The 18412-nt window shown below is 43.2% G+C and carries 17 protein-coding genes; 8 read left to right on the top strand and 9 right to left on the bottom strand.

The genetic code is table 11. The annotated features are described in order from the left end of the window. Positions 1-151: 151 nt before the first annotated feature. Complete coding sequence (locus tag L4C35_RS06815; protein WP_428462172.1) at positions 152-1132, bottom strand: GlxA family transcriptional regulator; 981 nt, start codon at positions 1130-1132, stop codon at positions 152-154. Positions 1133-1246: 114 nt separating this feature from the next. On the opposite strand from L4C35_RS06815, the gene L4C35_RS06810 reads away from it, so the two are divergent. Further along, positions 1247-3097 carry a beta-ketoacyl synthase gene (locus L4C35_RS06810; RefSeq protein WP_428462171.1) on the top strand — a complete coding sequence of 617 codons (1851 nt, stop codon included), beginning with the start codon at positions 1247-1249 and terminating at the stop codon, positions 3095-3097. A gap of 116 nt (positions 3098-3213) precedes the next feature. Beyond that, positions 3214-3825, top strand: coding sequence for a DNA-3-methyladenine glycosylase family protein (locus tag L4C35_RS06805; protein WP_428462170.1), 612 nt, complete (start codon positions 3214-3216; stop codon positions 3823-3825). Positions 3826-3833: 8 nt separating this feature from the next. Here L4C35_RS06805 and L4C35_RS06800 read toward each other — a convergent pair whose 3' ends face one another. Next, positions 3834-4430, bottom strand: coding sequence for a hypothetical protein (locus L4C35_RS06800; protein WP_428462169.1), 597 nt, complete (start codon positions 4428-4430; stop codon positions 3834-3836). Between the two features lie 77 nt (positions 4431-4507). Then, positions 4508-5059, bottom strand: coding sequence for a hypothetical protein (locus L4C35_RS06795; protein ID WP_428462168.1), 552 nt, complete (start codon positions 5057-5059; stop codon positions 4508-4510). Positions 5060-5373: 314 nt separating this feature from the next. Between L4C35_RS06795 and dbpA the strand changes: the two genes are divergently transcribed. Continuing rightward, a complete protein-coding gene (gene dbpA, locus L4C35_RS06790) occupies positions 5374-6762 on the top strand; it encodes an ATP-dependent RNA helicase DbpA (protein WP_428462167.1) in 1389 nt (462 codons plus the stop codon). A 162-nt stretch (positions 6763-6924) separates the two neighbouring features. Here dbpA and L4C35_RS06785 read toward each other — a convergent pair whose 3' ends face one another. The 4 genes from L4C35_RS06785 to L4C35_RS06770 form a co-directional block, all read right to left on the bottom strand. Further along, the gene (locus L4C35_RS06785) at positions 6925-7356 is read right to left on the bottom strand and encodes a hypothetical protein (RefSeq protein WP_428462166.1); all 432 of its coding nucleotides are present in this window, start codon (positions 7354-7356) and stop codon (positions 6925-6927) included. A 236-nt stretch (positions 7357-7592) separates the two neighbouring features. Then, complete coding sequence (locus L4C35_RS06780; RefSeq protein WP_428462165.1) at positions 7593-9563, bottom strand: BCCT family transporter; 1971 nt, start codon at positions 9561-9563, stop codon at positions 7593-7595. Between the two features lie 409 nt (positions 9564-9972). Continuing rightward, positions 9973-10857 carry a tetratricopeptide repeat protein gene (locus L4C35_RS06775; RefSeq protein WP_428462164.1) on the bottom strand — a complete coding sequence of 295 codons (885 nt, stop codon included), beginning with the start codon at positions 10855-10857 and terminating at the stop codon, positions 9973-9975. 258 nt (positions 10858-11115) lie between these two features. Continuing rightward, entirely contained in the window at positions 11116-11748 is a 633-nt protein-coding gene (locus L4C35_RS06770) for a 3'-5' exonuclease (protein WP_428462163.1), read from the bottom strand. 104 nt (positions 11749-11852) lie between these two features. On the opposite strand from L4C35_RS06770, the gene L4C35_RS06765 reads away from it, so the two are divergent. From L4C35_RS06765 to L4C35_RS06755, 3 genes are all read left to right on the top strand, one after another. Continuing rightward, complete coding sequence (locus L4C35_RS06765) at positions 11853-12143, top strand: GNAT family N-acetyltransferase (RefSeq protein WP_428462162.1); 291 nt, start codon at positions 11853-11855, stop codon at positions 12141-12143. 160 nt (positions 12144-12303) lie between these two features. Continuing rightward, positions 12304-12828, top strand: a complete 525-nt coding sequence (locus L4C35_RS06760) for a type II secretion system protein (RefSeq protein ID WP_428462161.1) — start codon at positions 12304-12306, stop codon at positions 12826-12828. A 200-nt stretch (positions 12829-13028) separates the two neighbouring features. After that, on the top strand, positions 13029-13313 hold the full coding sequence (locus L4C35_RS06755) for a hypothetical protein (protein WP_428462160.1): 285 nt from the start codon (positions 13029-13031) through the stop codon (positions 13311-13313). Between the two features lie 105 nt (positions 13314-13418). Here the strand turns inward: L4C35_RS06755 and tdh are convergent, their stop codons facing one another. Further along, positions 13419-14450, bottom strand: a complete 1032-nt coding sequence (tdh, locus tag L4C35_RS06750; protein ID WP_428462159.1) for an L-threonine 3-dehydrogenase — start codon at positions 14448-14450, stop codon at positions 13419-13421. Positions 14451-14476: 26 nt separating this feature from the next. Then, the gene (locus L4C35_RS06745; RefSeq protein WP_428462158.1) at positions 14477-15673 is read right to left on the bottom strand and encodes a glycine C-acetyltransferase; all 1197 of its coding nucleotides are present in this window, start codon (positions 15671-15673) and stop codon (positions 14477-14479) included. A gap of 210 nt (positions 15674-15883) precedes the next feature. Here L4C35_RS06745 and L4C35_RS06740 point away from each other — a divergent pair, with 210 nt between their 5' ends. Both L4C35_RS06740 and L4C35_RS06735 read left to right on the top strand, forming a co-directional pair. Next, a complete protein-coding gene (locus L4C35_RS06740) occupies positions 15884-16795 on the top strand; it encodes a LysR family transcriptional regulator (RefSeq protein WP_428462157.1) in 912 nt (303 codons plus the stop codon). A 306-nt stretch (positions 16796-17101) separates the two neighbouring features. Next, positions 17102-18373 carry an SGNH/GDSL hydrolase family protein gene (locus tag L4C35_RS06735; protein WP_428462156.1) on the top strand — a complete coding sequence of 424 codons (1272 nt, stop codon included), beginning with the start codon at positions 17102-17104 and terminating at the stop codon, positions 18371-18373. Positions 18374-18412 lie beyond the last annotated feature (39 nt).

Genomic DNA, 18412 nt, shown 5'->3' with positions numbered 1-18412 from the left:
CACAACGTTACGAATCAATACAGACAGTTTATGTGGCGATATGATTTTCCAGTGTATCAGCTATTAGACAAGTCTTACTTTTGGTTGGTCGTATACGGTTTAGCCTCAGCGATAAACAGTACCGTAATGTCTCACTACACGGAATACCTGCTTAACTCGCGTTATAAATCTTCGCTTTTACCATGGTGCGATATTGTGCTGGAGTCATGGCGAAGGCTTGCTTAAAGCGTGTCGAAAAGTGATATGCATCTTTATAGCCGACTTGCTCGGCAACATCTTGAATACTCATGCCGAAATCCCGCAATAGCTCTTGTGCCGCTTCCATTCGTATTTGTTGTAAGTACTGATGAGGAGCCTGCCCTACCTGATCCTTAAACTTGCGACTGAAAGTTCGTAAAGGGAGTTCACAGGCATCCGCCACTTGCTGTGCGGTGATCACTTGTGATAAATGGCGCTTCATCCAATCTTGAGCAAACGCGATAGACTCATCAAACTGTACTTCGCCACCAATTTGGTAAAACGGTTGCTGGGTTGATTTTGATATTTCATGGCCGTAGTGGGTTTCGATAGTGGTCGCGATTTTTTGACCATACTGCTGTGCAATCAAAAACAAAATCATCTCCGTTTGGGAGTTGATACTGCCTGTACAGTAAAGGCCATTGGCGGCGGTAATTGACGCTTTGCGGTTGAGTTTGACGTTTGGGTAACGAGCGGTGAATTTGTCGTAGAAGTACCAGTGTGTTGTTGCGACTTGATAATCCAATAGGCCTGTTTCTGCCAGTAGCATCACCCCAGTGCCTGTCGCAACTAACTTAGCGCCTTGGCGGTATTGTTCAATAAGCCAAGGTATTAACGCAGGTGTATGGCTAAGTGCTGACAGCGGGTTCCCCCACATAGGTGGTAAAATAATTACGTCGAAAGCCGCAGGGTCATCGAAGGTAATATCAGGCTCTAAGCGTAGCCCCGCGGTTAATTTTGGTGACGATAAGCTGGCTGCAATTAGCTGAATACTAAAGGGATCACTGCGTTGTAGCCGTCTTTCTCGCAAACTGGCCGCACTGCTTAGCATCTCGGCGGCGAGGGAAACGCCGGTGATCAGGGCGCGATGGTAGAGAACAAAACCGACTTTCATACACATTGGCTCTATGTTGGCGTGAATGGCAGTGATTTTGGCATAAATACAGGGTGATAAACCAGCGTAAATTGGTAACCTAGCCGCAAATTATTGTTTTGTAGTAGGCGTCAAATGACAAAGTTACCGCTTATCGTGGGTTTTGGTGGCATTAATGCTGCTGGTCGTAGTTCTGGTTTCCATAGTTATAAGCGTATGGTGTCGGATGTATTATCTGCTGATGTAATGGCATCAACATGGCAAGATCTTGCGCGTCGAATGGGATTAAGCCAAGAGGAAAATCTTACCGATGAGCTTATTGAAGCGATTAAAGCGGGCACACTAATCCGCCGTATTGATTCATTTGATCCTGACAATATTTTGCACCAGTACAAAGCAACGATTAATAGCGGTAGCGACACCATGACATTCACGGTGCGCAAATCTAAATTGCCAACAAAAATTCCTGAGAACTGGTCACTTGAAGTACAAGGCAGCAAAGTCAAAATCACTGTAACGGGTGATCTGGCAGCCTTGTTAGAAGACCGCACAAGTTACCCTGTAACCAGCGGTGGCAATATCCCCGCAGGCTTTGATCCAGGTAGTTTGTACAATTCCCGTTTTCACCCTCGTGGTTTAAAGCTGTCGGTATACGGTGCATCTGATGCGTTGAACTCGATGGGGGTTGATTGGCAAGAAATTTTAAAACACATTCAGCCAGACGAAGTTTCTGTCTATGCGGGTAGTGCGTTAGGTCAAATCGATGATCAATCACTGTCTGGCATGATTGCCGCGCCATTAATTGGTAGCCGTGTTAGCTCAAAGATGATGGCGTTATCCTTTGCTGAAATGCCAGCGGATTTCATTAATGGTTACATGATCAACAGTGTTGGTACAACGGGCACCAACATGGGCGCGTGTGCGACTTTCCTCTATAACCTCCGTCAAGGCATGTACGACATTCAGCATGGTAAAGCGAAGGTTGTTATTGTTGGTAACGCTGAAGCCCCTGTTGTAGCAGAAGTGATGGAAGGTTTCCGTGTGATGGGCGCATTGGCGGAAGATGAGCAAATTAAAGCCCTCGATCAAAGTGAAACCGTCGATAACCGCCGTGCGTGTCGTCCGTTCTCAAGCAATGCTGGCTTCACCATGGCGGAATCATCGCAGTTTGTGGTACTGATGGATGATGAACTGGCGTTATCACTTGGCATGAATATTTATGGTTCTGTCGCTGATGTGTTCGTGAATGCCGACGGTAATAAAAAGTCTATCTCTGCACCGGGTGTGGGTAACTATGTCACGGTAGCAAAAGCGACAGCCTTAGCAAAAGCCATTTTAGGCGAGCAAGGTGTGAAGCAAACTTATGTACAAGCGCATGGTACAGGCACACCGCAAAATCGCGTGACAGAAAGCCATATTCTGAACGAAGTCGCGAAAACCTTTAGTATTGATAACTGGCCAGTAACGGCAGTGAAGTCTTACTTGGGCCACTCTATGGGCGCGGCAGCTGGCGATCAACTTATCGCTTCGCTAGGCGTATGGCAGTACGGCTGGGTGCCGGGCATTACTTCGATTGACCATATTGCTGAAGATGTACACCAGTCGAATCTTAATATTCTGACACAACACCAATATGCGGGCGAGAAGGGCGAAGACTACAAAGCCGTTATTTTGAATGCGAAAGGTTTTGGCGGAAATAACGCAACAGGCTTGGTGCTGTCTCCAGCTCAGACAACAGCAATGCTAGTGAAAAAATACGGTGCAGAGGCTTTTGCGCAGTACCAAGCGAAAAACGAACCAATTAGCCAAATGGTGAGCCAACAAGATCAAGCGGCTTGTCAGGGCGTAGAGAGCATTCGTTACGATTTTGGTGAAAATGTCATGGATGAAACATCAATTACGATGACACCTGAAAGCATGAATCTGTCAGCGTTTGGCCAAGCAATCCAATTGCCAACCGAAAACCCGTACAGTGATTACGTGTAAGCTTTAACCCCGTTAAATGCTTATAAAAGCCATACTAAGGCAGCTTAGTATGGCTTTTTGCTATTTTGAAGTAATACGCTAGATTGGAGGAAGTGAGGCGAATAGAGAGCAAGTGAATGGATGAAAAATTGATCGCGCAGGGAATGACAGAGCTAGCTTTGCTTGATGCTGATCTTGCGAAGGCGTGGCTGGAATATGGCAACCCTCCACCACGTTATTTAAAACCTCACTTTATATCACTGTTGTCTATCGTGGTCAGCCAGCAAATCTCTACCCATGCTGCAAAAGCCATTATGGCCCGAGTCACAGCACTTATGCCAACGGTTACCCCTGAGCATTATTTGAGTTTGAGTGAGCAAAGCATTCGCGAGGCAGGCTTGTCTGGGCGCAAAGTGCTATATACCCGAGGGTTAGCGCAGGCGATTTATAATGGACAGTTAGATATCGATCGACTCGCAACGTTTGATGATGAGCAAGCGATAGATAGCATTATGGCTTTAAAAGGCTTTGGTCGTTGGAGCGCCGAGATATATTTGATGTTTGCACTAGCACGAACCGATGTGTTTCCAGCAGACGACTTAGCACTGCAAGTGGCATTAGGGCGTTTAAAGGGATTAGACGAAAAGCCCACCGCAAAAGAAGCGCGCGAGCTTGTCAGCGCGTGGACGCCATGGCGAACCGTCGGATCATTATTCCTATGGCATTATTACCGCGGTGCGCCAGCATAATCACACTTCTATCCTAGTGGATAGCGTGCTGATAGCATGATTTGACCATCTTCAAGTCCGCTAATATTTAAAATTGCAGCGAATGAGAATGTTGGTGTTGGATGAAAGCGATAATAAGTTTGAAGTTTTAATTTTTTATCGTCATCAGAAATAAGGTAAGAACCAACACTTGCTCCAACTTCTGAAACAGGGTTCACCCATGTCGATGCATCGAGGCTTAACTCGGTAAAAAAGCGGCCAAAGGTATTTGTTGTTTGTTTGTTTTTTTGCGAATGTATTTTTAAATATCCACGTAGGTCCGCGAATTGTGATATCGGCGCATTAAAGCCTGCACCAGCTGTTATTAACCAGTCATTTTTGAAGGCGCTTTGTGCCTCGGCAACCAGGTGAGCATTTTGGTGGATCAACATTGAACCGCCTAAACCAAGGCCGCCAGGATTGAGTGGAACAAGTACTTCACCGTAATTGTAATTAAAATTATTAGCGTATGTGTTAGCGGAAGTAATGATTAAGAAGAAGGTGAATAGTGCGCACGTAACAGCTTTATACATAATTAAATCAAATCTTATTTGTCTTTTTATCGACAGTCTATATGTATCAAGCAAGAAAATCAGCCATTAGTAAGCATAATGCTGCTTCTTAATGACTGATTCGTTGAGTTCTACGTTTTTCTGGGGAGATATTAGCCGAGAGGGTAGCGGGCTGATAGTAACATCTGGCCATCATCTAAGCCGCTTAGGTGAAGTTCAACACCAATGGATATCGCGCTGGTGGCATGATAACGATAGAACAGGTGGAATTTATCAATTTCTTCATCTTCAGGCATGTAGTAGGTGCCGATTGATGCGCCGACTTCGGACAGCTGATTGGCCCAAATGGAGAAGTCTAAACTGAACTCAGAAAATGTGTCACCCCAGTCGCCATTGGTTTGATCGTTTTTGCGTGAGTGTGCTTTTAAATAGCCACGTACATCAGCCCGATCTGCGATAGGTGCATTAAAGCCAACCCCGCCAGTGAGTAGCCAATCGGAATTGAAAGAAGTTTGTGCGTTATAGACAACATGCGCATGTTCGTGGAAAGGAACACTGCCAGCCACGCCGATACCACCAGGGTCTGTAATGACCTGCGCTTCTACATAATTATATGAAAAGTTATTAGCATAGGCGTGGGGTACCGTACAAATGGTGAATAAACCAATAGTATACAGTAAGCAATAATGTAGAGACGTACGCATGAGTAATGACAAATATTGTTTGATTTATAACTTATCGGCATTATGGCATAAAAGATAATATTTCTGATAGGTAATTAGAAGATTTAATGGCGTTTTTGTGCGTTTGTGGCAAGTTTGAAGTGTGCCTGTATGGGATGTTGTTTTATATCGCACATGCTGGTTTGTATTTTAGTTAATAGTGTTAGAACTAAAACAGCAAGGATAAAAACGTTCTGCTACTATGCTTGCACACTGCAAACTGGTATTGTGCGCAGCCTTTAATGGGAATAATCCGTAATTATCCATCCTAACTCTTTATACGATAGGACATAACCTTGAGCCAGACTGCCTTTTCTACACTCGAACTGAACCCTGCTTTGCTGGAAAACTTATCATCTATGGGTTACGCCGAGATGACACCGATCCAAGCGCAAAGTCTGCCGCACATGTTGGCAGGTAAAGATGTGATTGCGCAGGGAAAAACTGGCTCAGGTAAAACGGCCGCGTTCGGTTTAGGATTACTTTCTAACTTGAATGTTAAGCGTTTTCGCGTGCAAACTTTGGTGTTGTGCCCAACGCGTGAGCTGGCCGACCAAGTTGCTAAAGAGATCCGTAAGTTAGCACGTACTATTCACAATATTAAAGTGTTGACCCTTTGTGGTGGTATGCCGTTTGGTCCACAAATTGGCTCACTAGAGCATGGTGCACACATTATTGTGGGTACGCCGGGCCGTGTAGAAGAGCATATCCGCAAAGGCTTCTTAAACTTAGCAGAATTAAATACCCTAGTGTTTGATGAAGCTGACCGTATGATGGAAATGGGTTTCCAATCTTCTATTGATGCGATTGTTGATGAAGCGCCAAGCGATCGTCAAACGTTATTGTTTAGTGCAACTTATCCAAAGCAAATTAAAGAAATTGCTGACGACATTATGCATAAGCCAGTTATGGTGAAAGTGGAATCAACCCACGACAATAGCAGCATCACACAGCACTTTTTCAAAGTAGATGACAATGAAAGCCGCATGATTGCATTGCGTCTTCTACTTCAACAACACCAACCAGAATCAACGGTTGTGTTCTGTAATACCAAGCGTGAAGCGCAAGAAATTGCTGACGCATTAGATATGTACGGCTTTAGTGCGGTAGCACTGCACGGTGATCTAGAACAACGTGAACGTGATCAAACCTTGGTGCGTTTTGCCAATAAGAGTGCGTCTATTCTGGTTGCGACAGACGTAGCGGCACGTGGTCTTGATATTGACTCGCTAGATGCTGTTATTAACTATCACATTGCGCGTGATACTGAAGTGCACGTTCACCGTGTTGGCCGTACAGGTCGAGCGGGAAGCAAAGGTATTGCTTGTTCGCTCTTTAGCGATAAAGAGCACTACAAAGTTGCGCTATTAGAAGACTACCTAGATCGTTCAATTCACGGTGAAGAACTACCGTCTATGGACTTGCTAGACAAGCCAACGCGTCGTCCACTAATGACAACGCTGCTTATCGATGGTGGTAAAAAGCAAAAAGTACGTGCTGGTGATATTCTTGGCGCATTGACTGGTGAAAACGGTATCAATGGCTCTCAAGTCGGTAAAATTCACCTGTTTGATAACCGTGCTTATGTTGCTGTACATAGTGAAGTAGCGCGCGCAGCAGTGCGTAAGCTTGAAACGGGTAAAATGAAAGGTCGTAACTTCCGTGTACGCCCGATTAACCGTTAATTGATTGACTAGATGTTTATTTAGGCTAGTAGTATCAGTCAAAACTAGCGGCAAATAATAAAGTTCGAAATGTAACCCCAAATGCACATATGTGCCTTTGGGGTTTTTCTTATGTGTCGGTTGAGTTAGCGCGATTAAATAGACTCTGATTGTTCAGGCGTATTACAAGTTTTTTTCTCGAGCTTCTTTTTCTAATAACTTTCTTTCTTCATCGATTACTTTTGTAAGCTGTCCTTGCACTTGTATCAGTTGTGATTGGAATGATTCTTTTAACTGCTTAGTAGCTTCACTATCAAATTTAGATAAGTTTTTTATTTGCTTAACGAGCTCTTCAATTTTCTCATTTAATCGCTCTTTCAGTTTTTGGAGTTCATCTTTTCGGTTTTCATTCTTTGTTGGTGCTTTTTTTGCTTTTTCGGCGCTATGTTTCATTTGGGTTTGGAGGTTTTTATTATGGTCTATTGCATGAGTTGTCGTTTCTCTGCTCTCCATAATAGGTTTAATTAGCTGATTCGTGTTCTTGGCGGATATGTTGTTTGCGTTTGCTTGTTGATAGTCAAGAATCGACATTGAGGGGCTCATTGTTACATTCATTCTTACTTCCCTTTTGCATGCTCTATGGGTATATAAAGCGACAGGAATTGAACGTTGTTAAATTCAACAATGAAGATGAATTTCTTATCAAGAGAATTTCGAAAAGAACAAATGATGTAACAAGTTATATTCGTAAGGGAAGTTTTTTGCTGAAAAAAGCCCTCAATACTCAAGGAATGATAACTTGAGTGTTAAGGGCTTGATTTTGTTTAAGTCTTTATTTTTTAAAAGACGCTTTAACCAGCTTTACTTGCAACATTTTCTGAGGTTGCTAAGTGTAAGAAGTGCATGTGACGCTCATATTGTGTAATCGCATCAGCAATGATTTGATCTTGGGTATAACCTAAGACATCGTATTGTTGGCCACCTTGCAACAAGAAGACTTCTGCACGGTAGTAAGTGCTTTGCTCTTCATTAACATAGGTTGGTAATACAAATCGACGCAGACGAATACCGTAGGCAAAGTCTTCTACCCCTTCTTTTTCTATCACCATACGTACACGTTCAGGATCCAGAATTTGAATGCGGGCGGCTAGACCTTGCTTCTTCATTTCATTCGCGAGCGAGGTGAGTGCAGGTTTTGCTGTCTCATCAATAAAGGCTTTCGCCTCTGTTTTCTTTGGATGACTAACCAACGAAGAGATTCGATCTTTCCAGCTCACACTTGCTTTGGTGTATTGCACAGACGTATTGTGATTTTGCACACTCGACTGCAACAGGTAATCATTCCGTAATGCGATAAACAAGCAGTAACAAAATACCAAGAGCAGAATCATGATAGGGAAAGCACTCGCAATCGTCATGGTTTGTAAGGCTGATAAGCCACCAGCGCCAAGTAATGCCGCAGCAACGACACCTTCAGTCACCGCCCAGAATATACGTTGCCATACAGGTGGCTCTTCTGCACCGCCAGAGGTCAGAGTATCAATAACAAGTGAACCTGAATCAGACGAGCTAACGAAGAAGGTAATAACCAGTAATACGCCCATCATGGACAATAAGCTAGACAGTGGCATATGTTCGAAGAATTTGAACAATGCGACTGGCACGTTACTGCTCACAGCTTCACTTAGGTAAGTTGCACCGTGGTTCATGATGGCATCAATGGCTGTGTTACCAAATGCGGTAAACCATAGGAAACCAAACAGTGAAGGCAGCAGAAGTACACCGATCAAGAATTCACGAATAGTACGACCACGTGAGATTCGAGCGATGAACATACCGACGAACGGTGACCATGAAATCCACCATCCCCAATAAAGTAGTGTCCAACCACCGATCCAATCTTCTTTAGGTGCATAGGCGAATAAATTAAAAGTCTTATTCACAATATCGCTGAGATAACTGCCTGTGTTTTGGACGAATGATTGCAGAATAAGTACGGTTGGACCTGCAATAATCACGACGGCAACAAGCAGTATTGCTAGCGACATATTGATGTTAGATAAGCGTTTGATACCACCATCAAGACCCAAAACAACGGATACAGTTGCGAACAAAGTGATAACGGCAATCAAGCCCATTTGAACTGTAGTGGTTTGCGGCAGACCGAATAAGTAATTAAAGCCTGCGTTTACTTGCATTACACCAAAGCCGAGTGAGGTTGCAACGCCAAATAGGGTACCGATTACCGCGAAGATATCGACAGCGTGACCAATCGGCCCATAGATTTTATCGCCAATCAGTGGGTGTAGCACAGAGCGTGGTAGCAGTGGCAACTTATGGCGATATGAGAAGTATGCGAGTGAAAGTGCCACAACCGCATAGATAGCCCAAGCGTGTAAGCCCCAATGGAAGAAAGTGATCTTCATGGCTTCACGAGCGGCTTCAACCGTTTGCGGATCACCAACAGGTGGTGACATAAAGTGCATGACTGGCTCGGCAACACCGAAGAACATCAGGCCGATACCCATACCTGCAGAAAACAGCATAGCAACCCAAGAGCCAAAGGTGTAATCAGGTTCTGAATGATCGGGGCCAAGCTTGATATCGCCCATGCGGCTGCACATGACGAATACGAGGAAAATTAGAAAGATGGCAACAGATAAAATGTATAGCCAGCTTGCTTGGGTAACGAACCATTTTTGGATCGCACCAAAATAGTTTTGTGCTGAGTCAGGCCAAAATACGCCGACAAATGAAAGTAATGCAATGATTACTAATGAAATGAAAAAAACGGGTTTATTGATATCTTTTTGAAAACTCATACATCCTTCGATATGACATTGTTACGGGCTTATCCTTCTTGTGTCGAGTCTATTCGACGATGAAACTGGCCGCACCCAGTGAGCGCAAAATGCGCATGATTTTCTCCTGTTAGTTATCAATTTGACAGTATGCTAACAACTAATTGTTTAGAGTTCAAAATAAATTGTGGTGAATGATTCGTTAATGGAACGGATTTTGTAGAATTAAATGCTCTGAAATAGCGGGTTTGTGGGTGTTGGAGGTGTATTACAGTGCGAAAGCAACCTGTTAATTGCTTAGAGTTCGATGCGTTGAGTGTTAAAGAAAATAGAGTGGTGGGATGCAAAGGAATAAATAAGAGGAGGTTGGCAGTATCACTTTAAAATTCATGAGGATACTGCCGAGATGACACGCTGTTCGATGGCGTGTTTACTGCTCTGTTGCTGCGATCAACATATCAAATCGCTCGTTGCCGTGTAGCATTTCAAAATCAGCTTCTTCTGCAGCAAGATCGCGCATGAGTGCACTTTCACTAATTGAGCGTTCTAAATCTGATATTGCTTGCTCATCCACACCGAGGCGGGCATAAGCACAAGCACGTTGATAAAGTGCATGAGCATTAGAGTCATCTACTTCTAATACGCGGTTACACAAGCTAAGTGCCCAGTGGAACTCGCGGATTTCCATTGCGGCATCAGCTTTGTGGGTTAAGGCTTCTAAATCACCAGGACGGATCTTTAAGATTTCATCGTAGACTTCCATTTTTTGCTCAGGATTTTGGAAGTTTTGTGCGCGTAGCCAGAGGTTATGAACCTCGTTAATTTTCTCGATTTCTTTGTTGTTATCACTGATACTGCGGGTTTTTCTGCGAAGTTCGCGTTCTAAGGCTTGGAATTTTTTCTCGTATTGTTCGGCGATTTCTTGTAGCTGTTGATCCGCCATTTTCTTAGTATTGACCCGCATTTCGCGTAATGACTGCCAACCTATCAAGGCAATCAGTGATGCGACACCCGCAATGATGTAAAAGAAATAAGTCACAGTGACATTGGCATAATTCAGAGATTTGTCAGCTACGGCTAACTCCCGATCAGTTATTTCGACAATCATGCGGCGTTCAAGGTCTTGCTGATTGGTACGTAATGTTTTCAATTCATCTAAAACATAGCGCTCCATCAGCGGTTTATCATAAATACTGAGCTCAGAGTAGGTTGGTTCACTCTTAGGCTCTTGCTGGCTATCTGGGGTAGATTCAGCAAGGGTGGGAAGGGTGATGCCTATCAGGCAAACGGTTAGAAACCATTGTCTTAGTTGCATTATAGCGTCCTACTTCTGATGTTGAGTGCGTACACACCCTAACAGATTATCAACATGAGTATCGATGTTTATGCCCGGGAGCCTATCAGTTGCAGGTTGGATTTGTATGTAGATGTTAATGCGAGCATAACTAGAAGATAGTTAAGGCGTATTGACGTAGCAAGGTAGTAGCCAATGACTCTGGCTATACATACTTTGCCAACACGCCTGATTTAAAGGGAAGACGTTGTGGTTTGGCGAGGAAAGAAGCGTGCGCGTTTAAACGAAATTTTTTGCTTCACGGTACAAAAACATAGGTACCGCTGCTTTATTCTTTTTAGCAATTTTTTGCATTAACTCAAAGCTTGGGTGTTGAATCTTAAAGTCGAGGTTTAGGTCTTCAAGCATCTGTAGCCATAGTTTGGCTGTCATTTCTGAATCGGCTAACGCACGGTGAAAAACACCGTCTGTCTCGATGTTTTTATATTCAACCAAACTCCCTAATTTATGATTGGGCGCAGATTGATACAGACGACGCGCAATCAGCATAGAACAAGCGAATGTGCCGCCATACTGGCGACCAATAATATCGAGTTCTGCGTCAAGAAATCGCTGATCGAAAGAGGCATTGTGTGCAACAAGATTAGCGTCGCCAATAAAGTCGGCAAATTCATCCATCACTTCTTCACAAGAAGGGGCTGTGCTCAGCATCGAGTTGGTAATGCCGGTATAACCTTCGATGAAACTACTGACGCGACGGCCAGGATTCATGAGCTGTTGGAACTGCCCTGTAACAATACCGTTCTCTAATTTGACTGCACCAATTTCTATGGCGCGATCGCCTTGATTAGGCGAAAGACCCGTGGTTTCGAAATCGAGTACGACGACGCTATTGGCGAGAGGGTTAGCCATTATATTCACTTGCTCACTACTATTAGATATTCGGTATTATATAGGTACAACGCCATGAGGCAAAAACCAAAGTAAGTAGAACATAAACGCAGAAGGAACTATGTATGGCAGAGCAACTGAATGTTATCCATGATCAGGATAACAATGAATATCGTATTGAACTCGCGCCAGATTGTTGGGGCAAGCTGAGTTATCAACGTGTCGGGAATGTATTGCAGGTGGACCATAGCTCGGTGCCTGATGCATTAAGAGGACAAGGAGCAGGCGGGAAGATGATGGCTGCGGTATTGCCTTATATCGAGGCTGAAGGTTTACGCATTGTGCCTATTTGTAGTTACGTTGTTCATTACCTTAATAAGCATGAAGAGTGGCAACATTTAGTGGCGACGAAGTAAGGTTATTTACAAGATAAGGGTATGATTCTAGACATTTTATAAATGGTGATGATTAATCCAATGTGACGTGATCTTGATCGCCATTTATTCTTCATGAGTATTGACTGGTGTTTTTAAAGGCATAGAATTACCACCTGTCAAATTTTTGTCGAGAGCTGGTGTGAAAAATAAAGGCTTTACTCTGATTGAGCTAGTGGTGGTGATTGTCATCCTTGGCATTTTAGCCGTTACGGCAGCGCCTCGATTTATGAACATGCAAGTCGACGCGAGAAACTCAGCGCTACAGGCAATGAAAGGAGCAATGACTTCGGGGATGGAAATGGGATACGGAATTCTAGCTATGAATGGCTTGGAAGCAACCCCGTTACTTAATAAAGATGTCCCTGTTGCTGGTTGTGAAAAAACAAGCTGTGACTTTCGTTACGGCTACCCAGCGGCGGATACATTGACGTTGCCTGTATTAGTTGATGCTTTAGGCGATCACACAAAGAGAGATGATTGGGCGATCGTTTTTATTCATGGACAAGATGATCTACAAGGCCCATCAATCACTATTACGCAACGTGATAATGTCTATCGTGAAGGTCAACAGAGTAAGCTGGTAAATAATAACTGCTTTATCCGCTATTATAGAAAGACTCAAAACGATATTCCCTACCGCTTAGAAATCACACCTTGCCAATAAGTTTCCAATAGCAAGACAAAAGCCTGATGATGAAGTGATTCCATCAGGCTTTTTTGATCCTTCGTCGTTTCGCATAAAACAACCCTTCCCAAGCAATCAATTTAGCGCTATTTTACTTTTAAGCTTATGAGGCTGACTTAGTACCATTCCCTTCAAAATCACTTTAACGATAACTTATTGTACAGAAGGAAAGTGTTGATATGGCTAAGTTTCAGTTTTTCCGTCAAGGCGACAACGAAAAAGCATTTACGTTTTTAAACCCTGAATCAGAGACCTTTTTAGAAGAAAAAAATCAATTGCTTGAACAAGGCTTTGAGGTGGAAGGCGACTATATCTACGCAGATACCCAAGAAGAGGCGATAGAGAAGTTTAAGTCTAATTTTGTTTACTTAACGCAAGAGTATGCAGCTTCGACTGGTGCGGGTGGTGTCTATTTCTTCTTTTCTGAAGCCTATAAGTACCTAAAAACGGCAATTAAGAAGTAAGACTTGTCGCCTAGCAAAGAAAAGCCCCTGTACGTGTTTATTATGCGTACAGGGGCTTTGCTGTTTTAGCTTCGATTAAGTAAAACTAACCAATAGAGGGGGATGTTATTCCCAATCTAGGATTACTTTACCAGACTTGCCTGAGCGCATGGCATCGAAGCCAGCTTGGAAGTCATCAATCTTGTAGTGGTGAGTGATGATAGGTGTTAGGTCTAGGCCAGATTGGATCAAGCTTGCCATTTTATACCACGTTTCAAACATTTCACGACCGTAGATACCTTTGATCACCAAGCCTTTGAAGATCACTTGGTTCCAGTCGATACCCATGTCTGATGGTGGAATACCTAGCAGGGCAATCTTACCACCGTGGTTCATGCTGGTTAGCATGCTGTTGAATGCCGATGGGTTACCTGACATTTCAAGACCCACATCGAAGCCTTCAGTCATGCCAAGGTCTGACATGACGTCTTCTAACTTCTCGTTTGCAACGTTAACAGCGCGTGTTACGCCCATTTCACGAGCAAGATCTAGGCGGTATTCGTTTACATCAGTGATAACAACGTGGCGTGCACCAACGTGGCGTGCAACTGCTGCTGCCATGATGCCGATAGGACCCGCACCTGTGATCAGTACGTCTTCACCTACAAGGTCGAAAGACAGTGCCGTGTGAACAGCATTACCAAACGGGTCAAAGATAGATGCTAGATCGTCAGAGATCTCTGCAGGAATTTTGAATGCGTTGAACGCAGGAATGACCAAGAACTCAGAGAACGCACCTGTGCGGTTTACACCAACACCTGTAGTGTTACGACAAAGGTGAGTACGGCCGCCACGACAGTTACGACAGTGACCACATGTGATGTGACCTTCGCCAGATACGCGGTCGCCAATGTTGAAGCCGCGAACTTCTTGGCCAATACCAACAACTTCACCTACGTACTCATGGCCTACAACCATAGGTACTGGAATTGTTTTTTGTGACCATTCATCCCAGTTGTAGATATGAACGTCAGTACCACAGATAGCTGTTTTCTTGATGCGAATAAGCAGATCGTTATGACCCATTTCAGGTTTTTCAACCTCGGTCATCCAAATGCCTTCTTCTGGCTTCAATTTAGACAGAGCTTTAATTTTCATGTTATTTCCCTTACTACTATCTGTGATTATTTAATGATTGCCATATCGCGACCAACTTCGATGAACGCATCAATTGCGCGATCAAGTTGCTCACGGGTATGTGCAGCAGACATTTGGGTACGAATACGTGCCTGACCTTTAGGTACTACTGGGAAAGAGAAACCTACTACGTAGATGCCTTTCGCCAATGAACGCTCAGCAAATTCTGCTGCTACTTTTGCATCACCTAGCATGATTGGAATGATCGCGTGATCAGCACCGCCCATAGTGAAGCCAGCTGCTTCCATACGAGTACGGAAATGTGCCGCGTTTTCCCATAGTTGTGTACGTAGATCGCCAGACTCAGCAAGCAAATCAAGCACACGAATAGATGCAGAAACGATGGCAGGAGCAACAGAATTAGAGAATAGGTAAGGACGAGAACGCTGACGTAGCCAGTCGATCACTTCTTTTTTGCCTGATGTGTAGCCGCCTGACGCGCCACCCATTGCTTTACCTAGGGTACCAGTGATGATATCGATACGGTCGATAACATTGTGGTATTCGTGCGTACCAGCACCGTTTTCGCCCATGAAGCCCACAGCGTGAGAATCATCAACCATCACTAATGCGCCGTGTTTTTCAGCAAGGTCACAAATAGCAGGAAGGTTCGCAACAACACCGTCCATAGAGAACACACCGTCAGTCACGATAAGCGTGTGACGTGCGCCTGCTTCTTTTGCCTCAATCAGTTGTTGCTCTAGCTCTTCCATGTTGTTGTTCGAGTAACGAAAGCGCATCGCTTTACATAGACGAACACCATCAATGATAGAGGCGTGGTTTAGCGCATCAGAAATGATAGCGTCTTCTTTGCCTAGAATGGTTTCGAAAAGGCCTGCATTGGCATCAAAACATGATGTGTAAAGAATAGTATCTTCTTTACCTAGGAAGGTAGATAGCTTCTCTTCAAGCACTTTATGAGAGTCTTGTGTACCACAAATAAAGCGTACAGATGCCATACCAAAACCGTGCTCATCCATACCTGCTTTCGCTGCTTTTACAAGCTCAGGGTGGTTAGCAAGGCCAAGATAGTTATTAGCACAGAAGTTAAGTACTTCTTCGCCAGTCGAGATTGAAACAGCTGCTTTTTGAGCTGAAGTAATGATGCGTTCAGATTTGTACAAACCTTCGCTTTTTACTTCTTCAATTTGATTCTGGATCTGTTGATAGAATGCAGAGGACATAATCCTATTCCTTCCTAGTCATTATAGTAGTAACGTCCTGGTCGTTACTGTGTTGTAGGGACAGCTAAAAATGCCAATAGTTAGCACTTGATAGCTATTCCACTATTCTAATTCATTGCCATTATGAGGATTATCCCTCAAGATGGAAAAACATTAATGAATCTAAGGCACAAATAAAAATGTGTACTGAGACTTAGAGCACAGAACATCATGATTAGTACCAAACTCATCGCGTTATTACCCGATTTAGCCGCTTTTATTTTAGTTGTGAATGAGGGCAGCTTTACTGCTGCAGCTAAAAAACTGAACGTGACACCATCGGCTTTGAGTAAATTGATCACGCGTTTAGAAAAAGCCTTGTCAGTAAAATTGTTTGAACGTACTACGCGTAAGCTGATTATCACCCAATCTGGACAGCGGGTGTATGACCAAAGTGTTTTGATGGTCAATGCTGCCCAGCAAGCGGTTGAGTTATCTACTTCAGATCACACCGAGCCTGCAGGTTCAATTACGGTTGCGGCGCCAGAGGCTTTTTTAAACTCAGTATTACAACCTTTTGTTGTGCCGTTCTTAAAGCGCTATCCTGAGATTCAATTAAAGCTGCGCGCTGCCGATGGCGATATTGATTTGTTTAAACACAATGTCGATGTCGCATTTAAACTAACGGATAAACCTGATGAAAACTTGGTGTTGAAGGAAATCGGTAAAACGAATTTAGTACTGTGTGCTAGCCCTGCCTATATAGAAGCGAAAGGTTTTCCTCGTCATCCTACCGAGTTGGTTGGCCATGATTGTTTATACCTTGCTGAAACAGAGCGAGATCATATTTGGGACTTTCTGAAAGACGATGAATTTCATACTGTGGCAGTTTCAGGGCGTTATGCGGTGAACCATTCACAAATGCGATTGAATGGGGTCAAAAATGCGTTAGGGATCGGAATTTTCCACGACTTTGTGATAGCAGATGCGTTAGCGTCAGGCACAGTTGTACCTGTACTAAGCGATTGGACCATTAAAAGTAACTATCATGGTGCAATCGCTATGCAATACCCACAAACGAAATACATGCCAGCTCGTTTGCGAGTATTTATTGACTATATGAGTAAACATCTGCCGTTGTAATAGGCGTTGTTTATAGGTGTTTCTTGATTTTAGTTAGATTAAATGTCTGTTTTATTATTTAAAGAATTGAATAAATGCAAATAAATAATCCTCTATGGATGATTATTTAGGCGGTATACACTCAAATTTCAATATCTGGTATAAGCATCACAATTAGTATCAATTAATTATTATTATCAACAGAAAATGGTCGCTATAAGCAATATAGTGCAACGCAATATTAAGTCGTTCAGGCTTTCCTGACACTTATCGAGCTTTTTATTTTTGTACTATCCATTGTGACACAATTATGAGGCGAGCCTATTTATGAAAAAAATGATAATACCACTAACCCTGATTTTAACTTCAGCGATAACTACGGCAGCGGCGAGCGAACCTCTGGTGACACCCGAAAGTATTTCTTATGCCCAAGTACAGAATGTACAAAGTGCGAATACATATACTTATGTGAAGTGCTGGTACCGCCCGCATACGACGCATGATGATGCGGCAACTACATGGGAATGGGCGTTGGATGAAAATGGTGATTATTTTACGCTACCAGGCTATTGGTACTCTTCTGTCTCATTTAAAAATATGTTTTATACCGATACCCCGCAGTCTGAAATTCAAGCGCGTTGTGACAGTACCCTAGGGGTGACACATGACACGGCTGATATGACATATTTTGCAGCGGATACTCGCATGTCATACAACCACTCGGTTTGGACGAACGATAGTGCGGAACAGGCTGGTACTATCAATAAAATGATCAGTTTTGGTGATAGTATTTCAGATACGGGCAATTTATATAATGGTTCGCAGTGGATTTTCCCTAACCGTAATTCATGGTTCTTAGGTCATTTTTCAAATGGTTTTGTATGGACCGAGTATTTAGCCGAGTCGAAAGGGCTTCCATTGTATACATGGGCTGTTGGTGGTGCTGCGGGGACAACTAAATACGTTGCTTTGTCTGGTATTCATGATCAGGTGGACTCTTACTTAACCTACATGAAAATGGCGAAGAACTATAACCCTCAAAACAGCTTATTTACGATTGAATTTGGCTTGAATGATTTTGTCAATTACAACCGTAATGTTGCCGATGTGAGCAACGATTTTGATCGTGCGTTGAAAAAATTAATAGCCAACGGTGCAAATAATATTGTGGTATTAAACTTACCTGACGCAACAAAAGCGCCACAGTTTAAATACAGCGATCCTAATGAAGCAAAAGCCATTAAAGCAAAAATCACAGCATTTAATGATTTCGTTGCTCAAGAGGTTATGTTATTCCGTATGCAGGGCGTCAATATTGCATTGTATGACACCAGTACTTTATTCGAACAATTAACACAAGAGCCATCACGCTACGGTTTTAGAAACGCCACAGATGCTTGTATGAATATTAATCGTAGTTCGTCAGTTGATTATTTGATGAGTCATTCACTAACGAATGATTGTGCAAGTTACGGATCTGATAGCTATGTATTTTGGGGGGTAACACACCCAACGACTCAGGCACATAAAGTGATTGCAGAGCAGGTAGAACAAACTGTTTTGAAATATTTTAGTTTTAATTCCAATCTAACCAAGTAACTGATCGTTATTGCTGGTTAAAAGCACTGACAAAAAAGG

The organism is Photobacterium kagoshimensis, assembly GCF_050337045.1.
GTDB classification, from domain to species: Bacteria; Pseudomonadota; Gammaproteobacteria; order Enterobacterales; family Vibrionaceae; genus Photobacterium; species Photobacterium kagoshimensis.
Note: the sequence above shows the minus strand (reverse complement) of the source record. Positions and strands in the feature narration are given on the sequence as shown.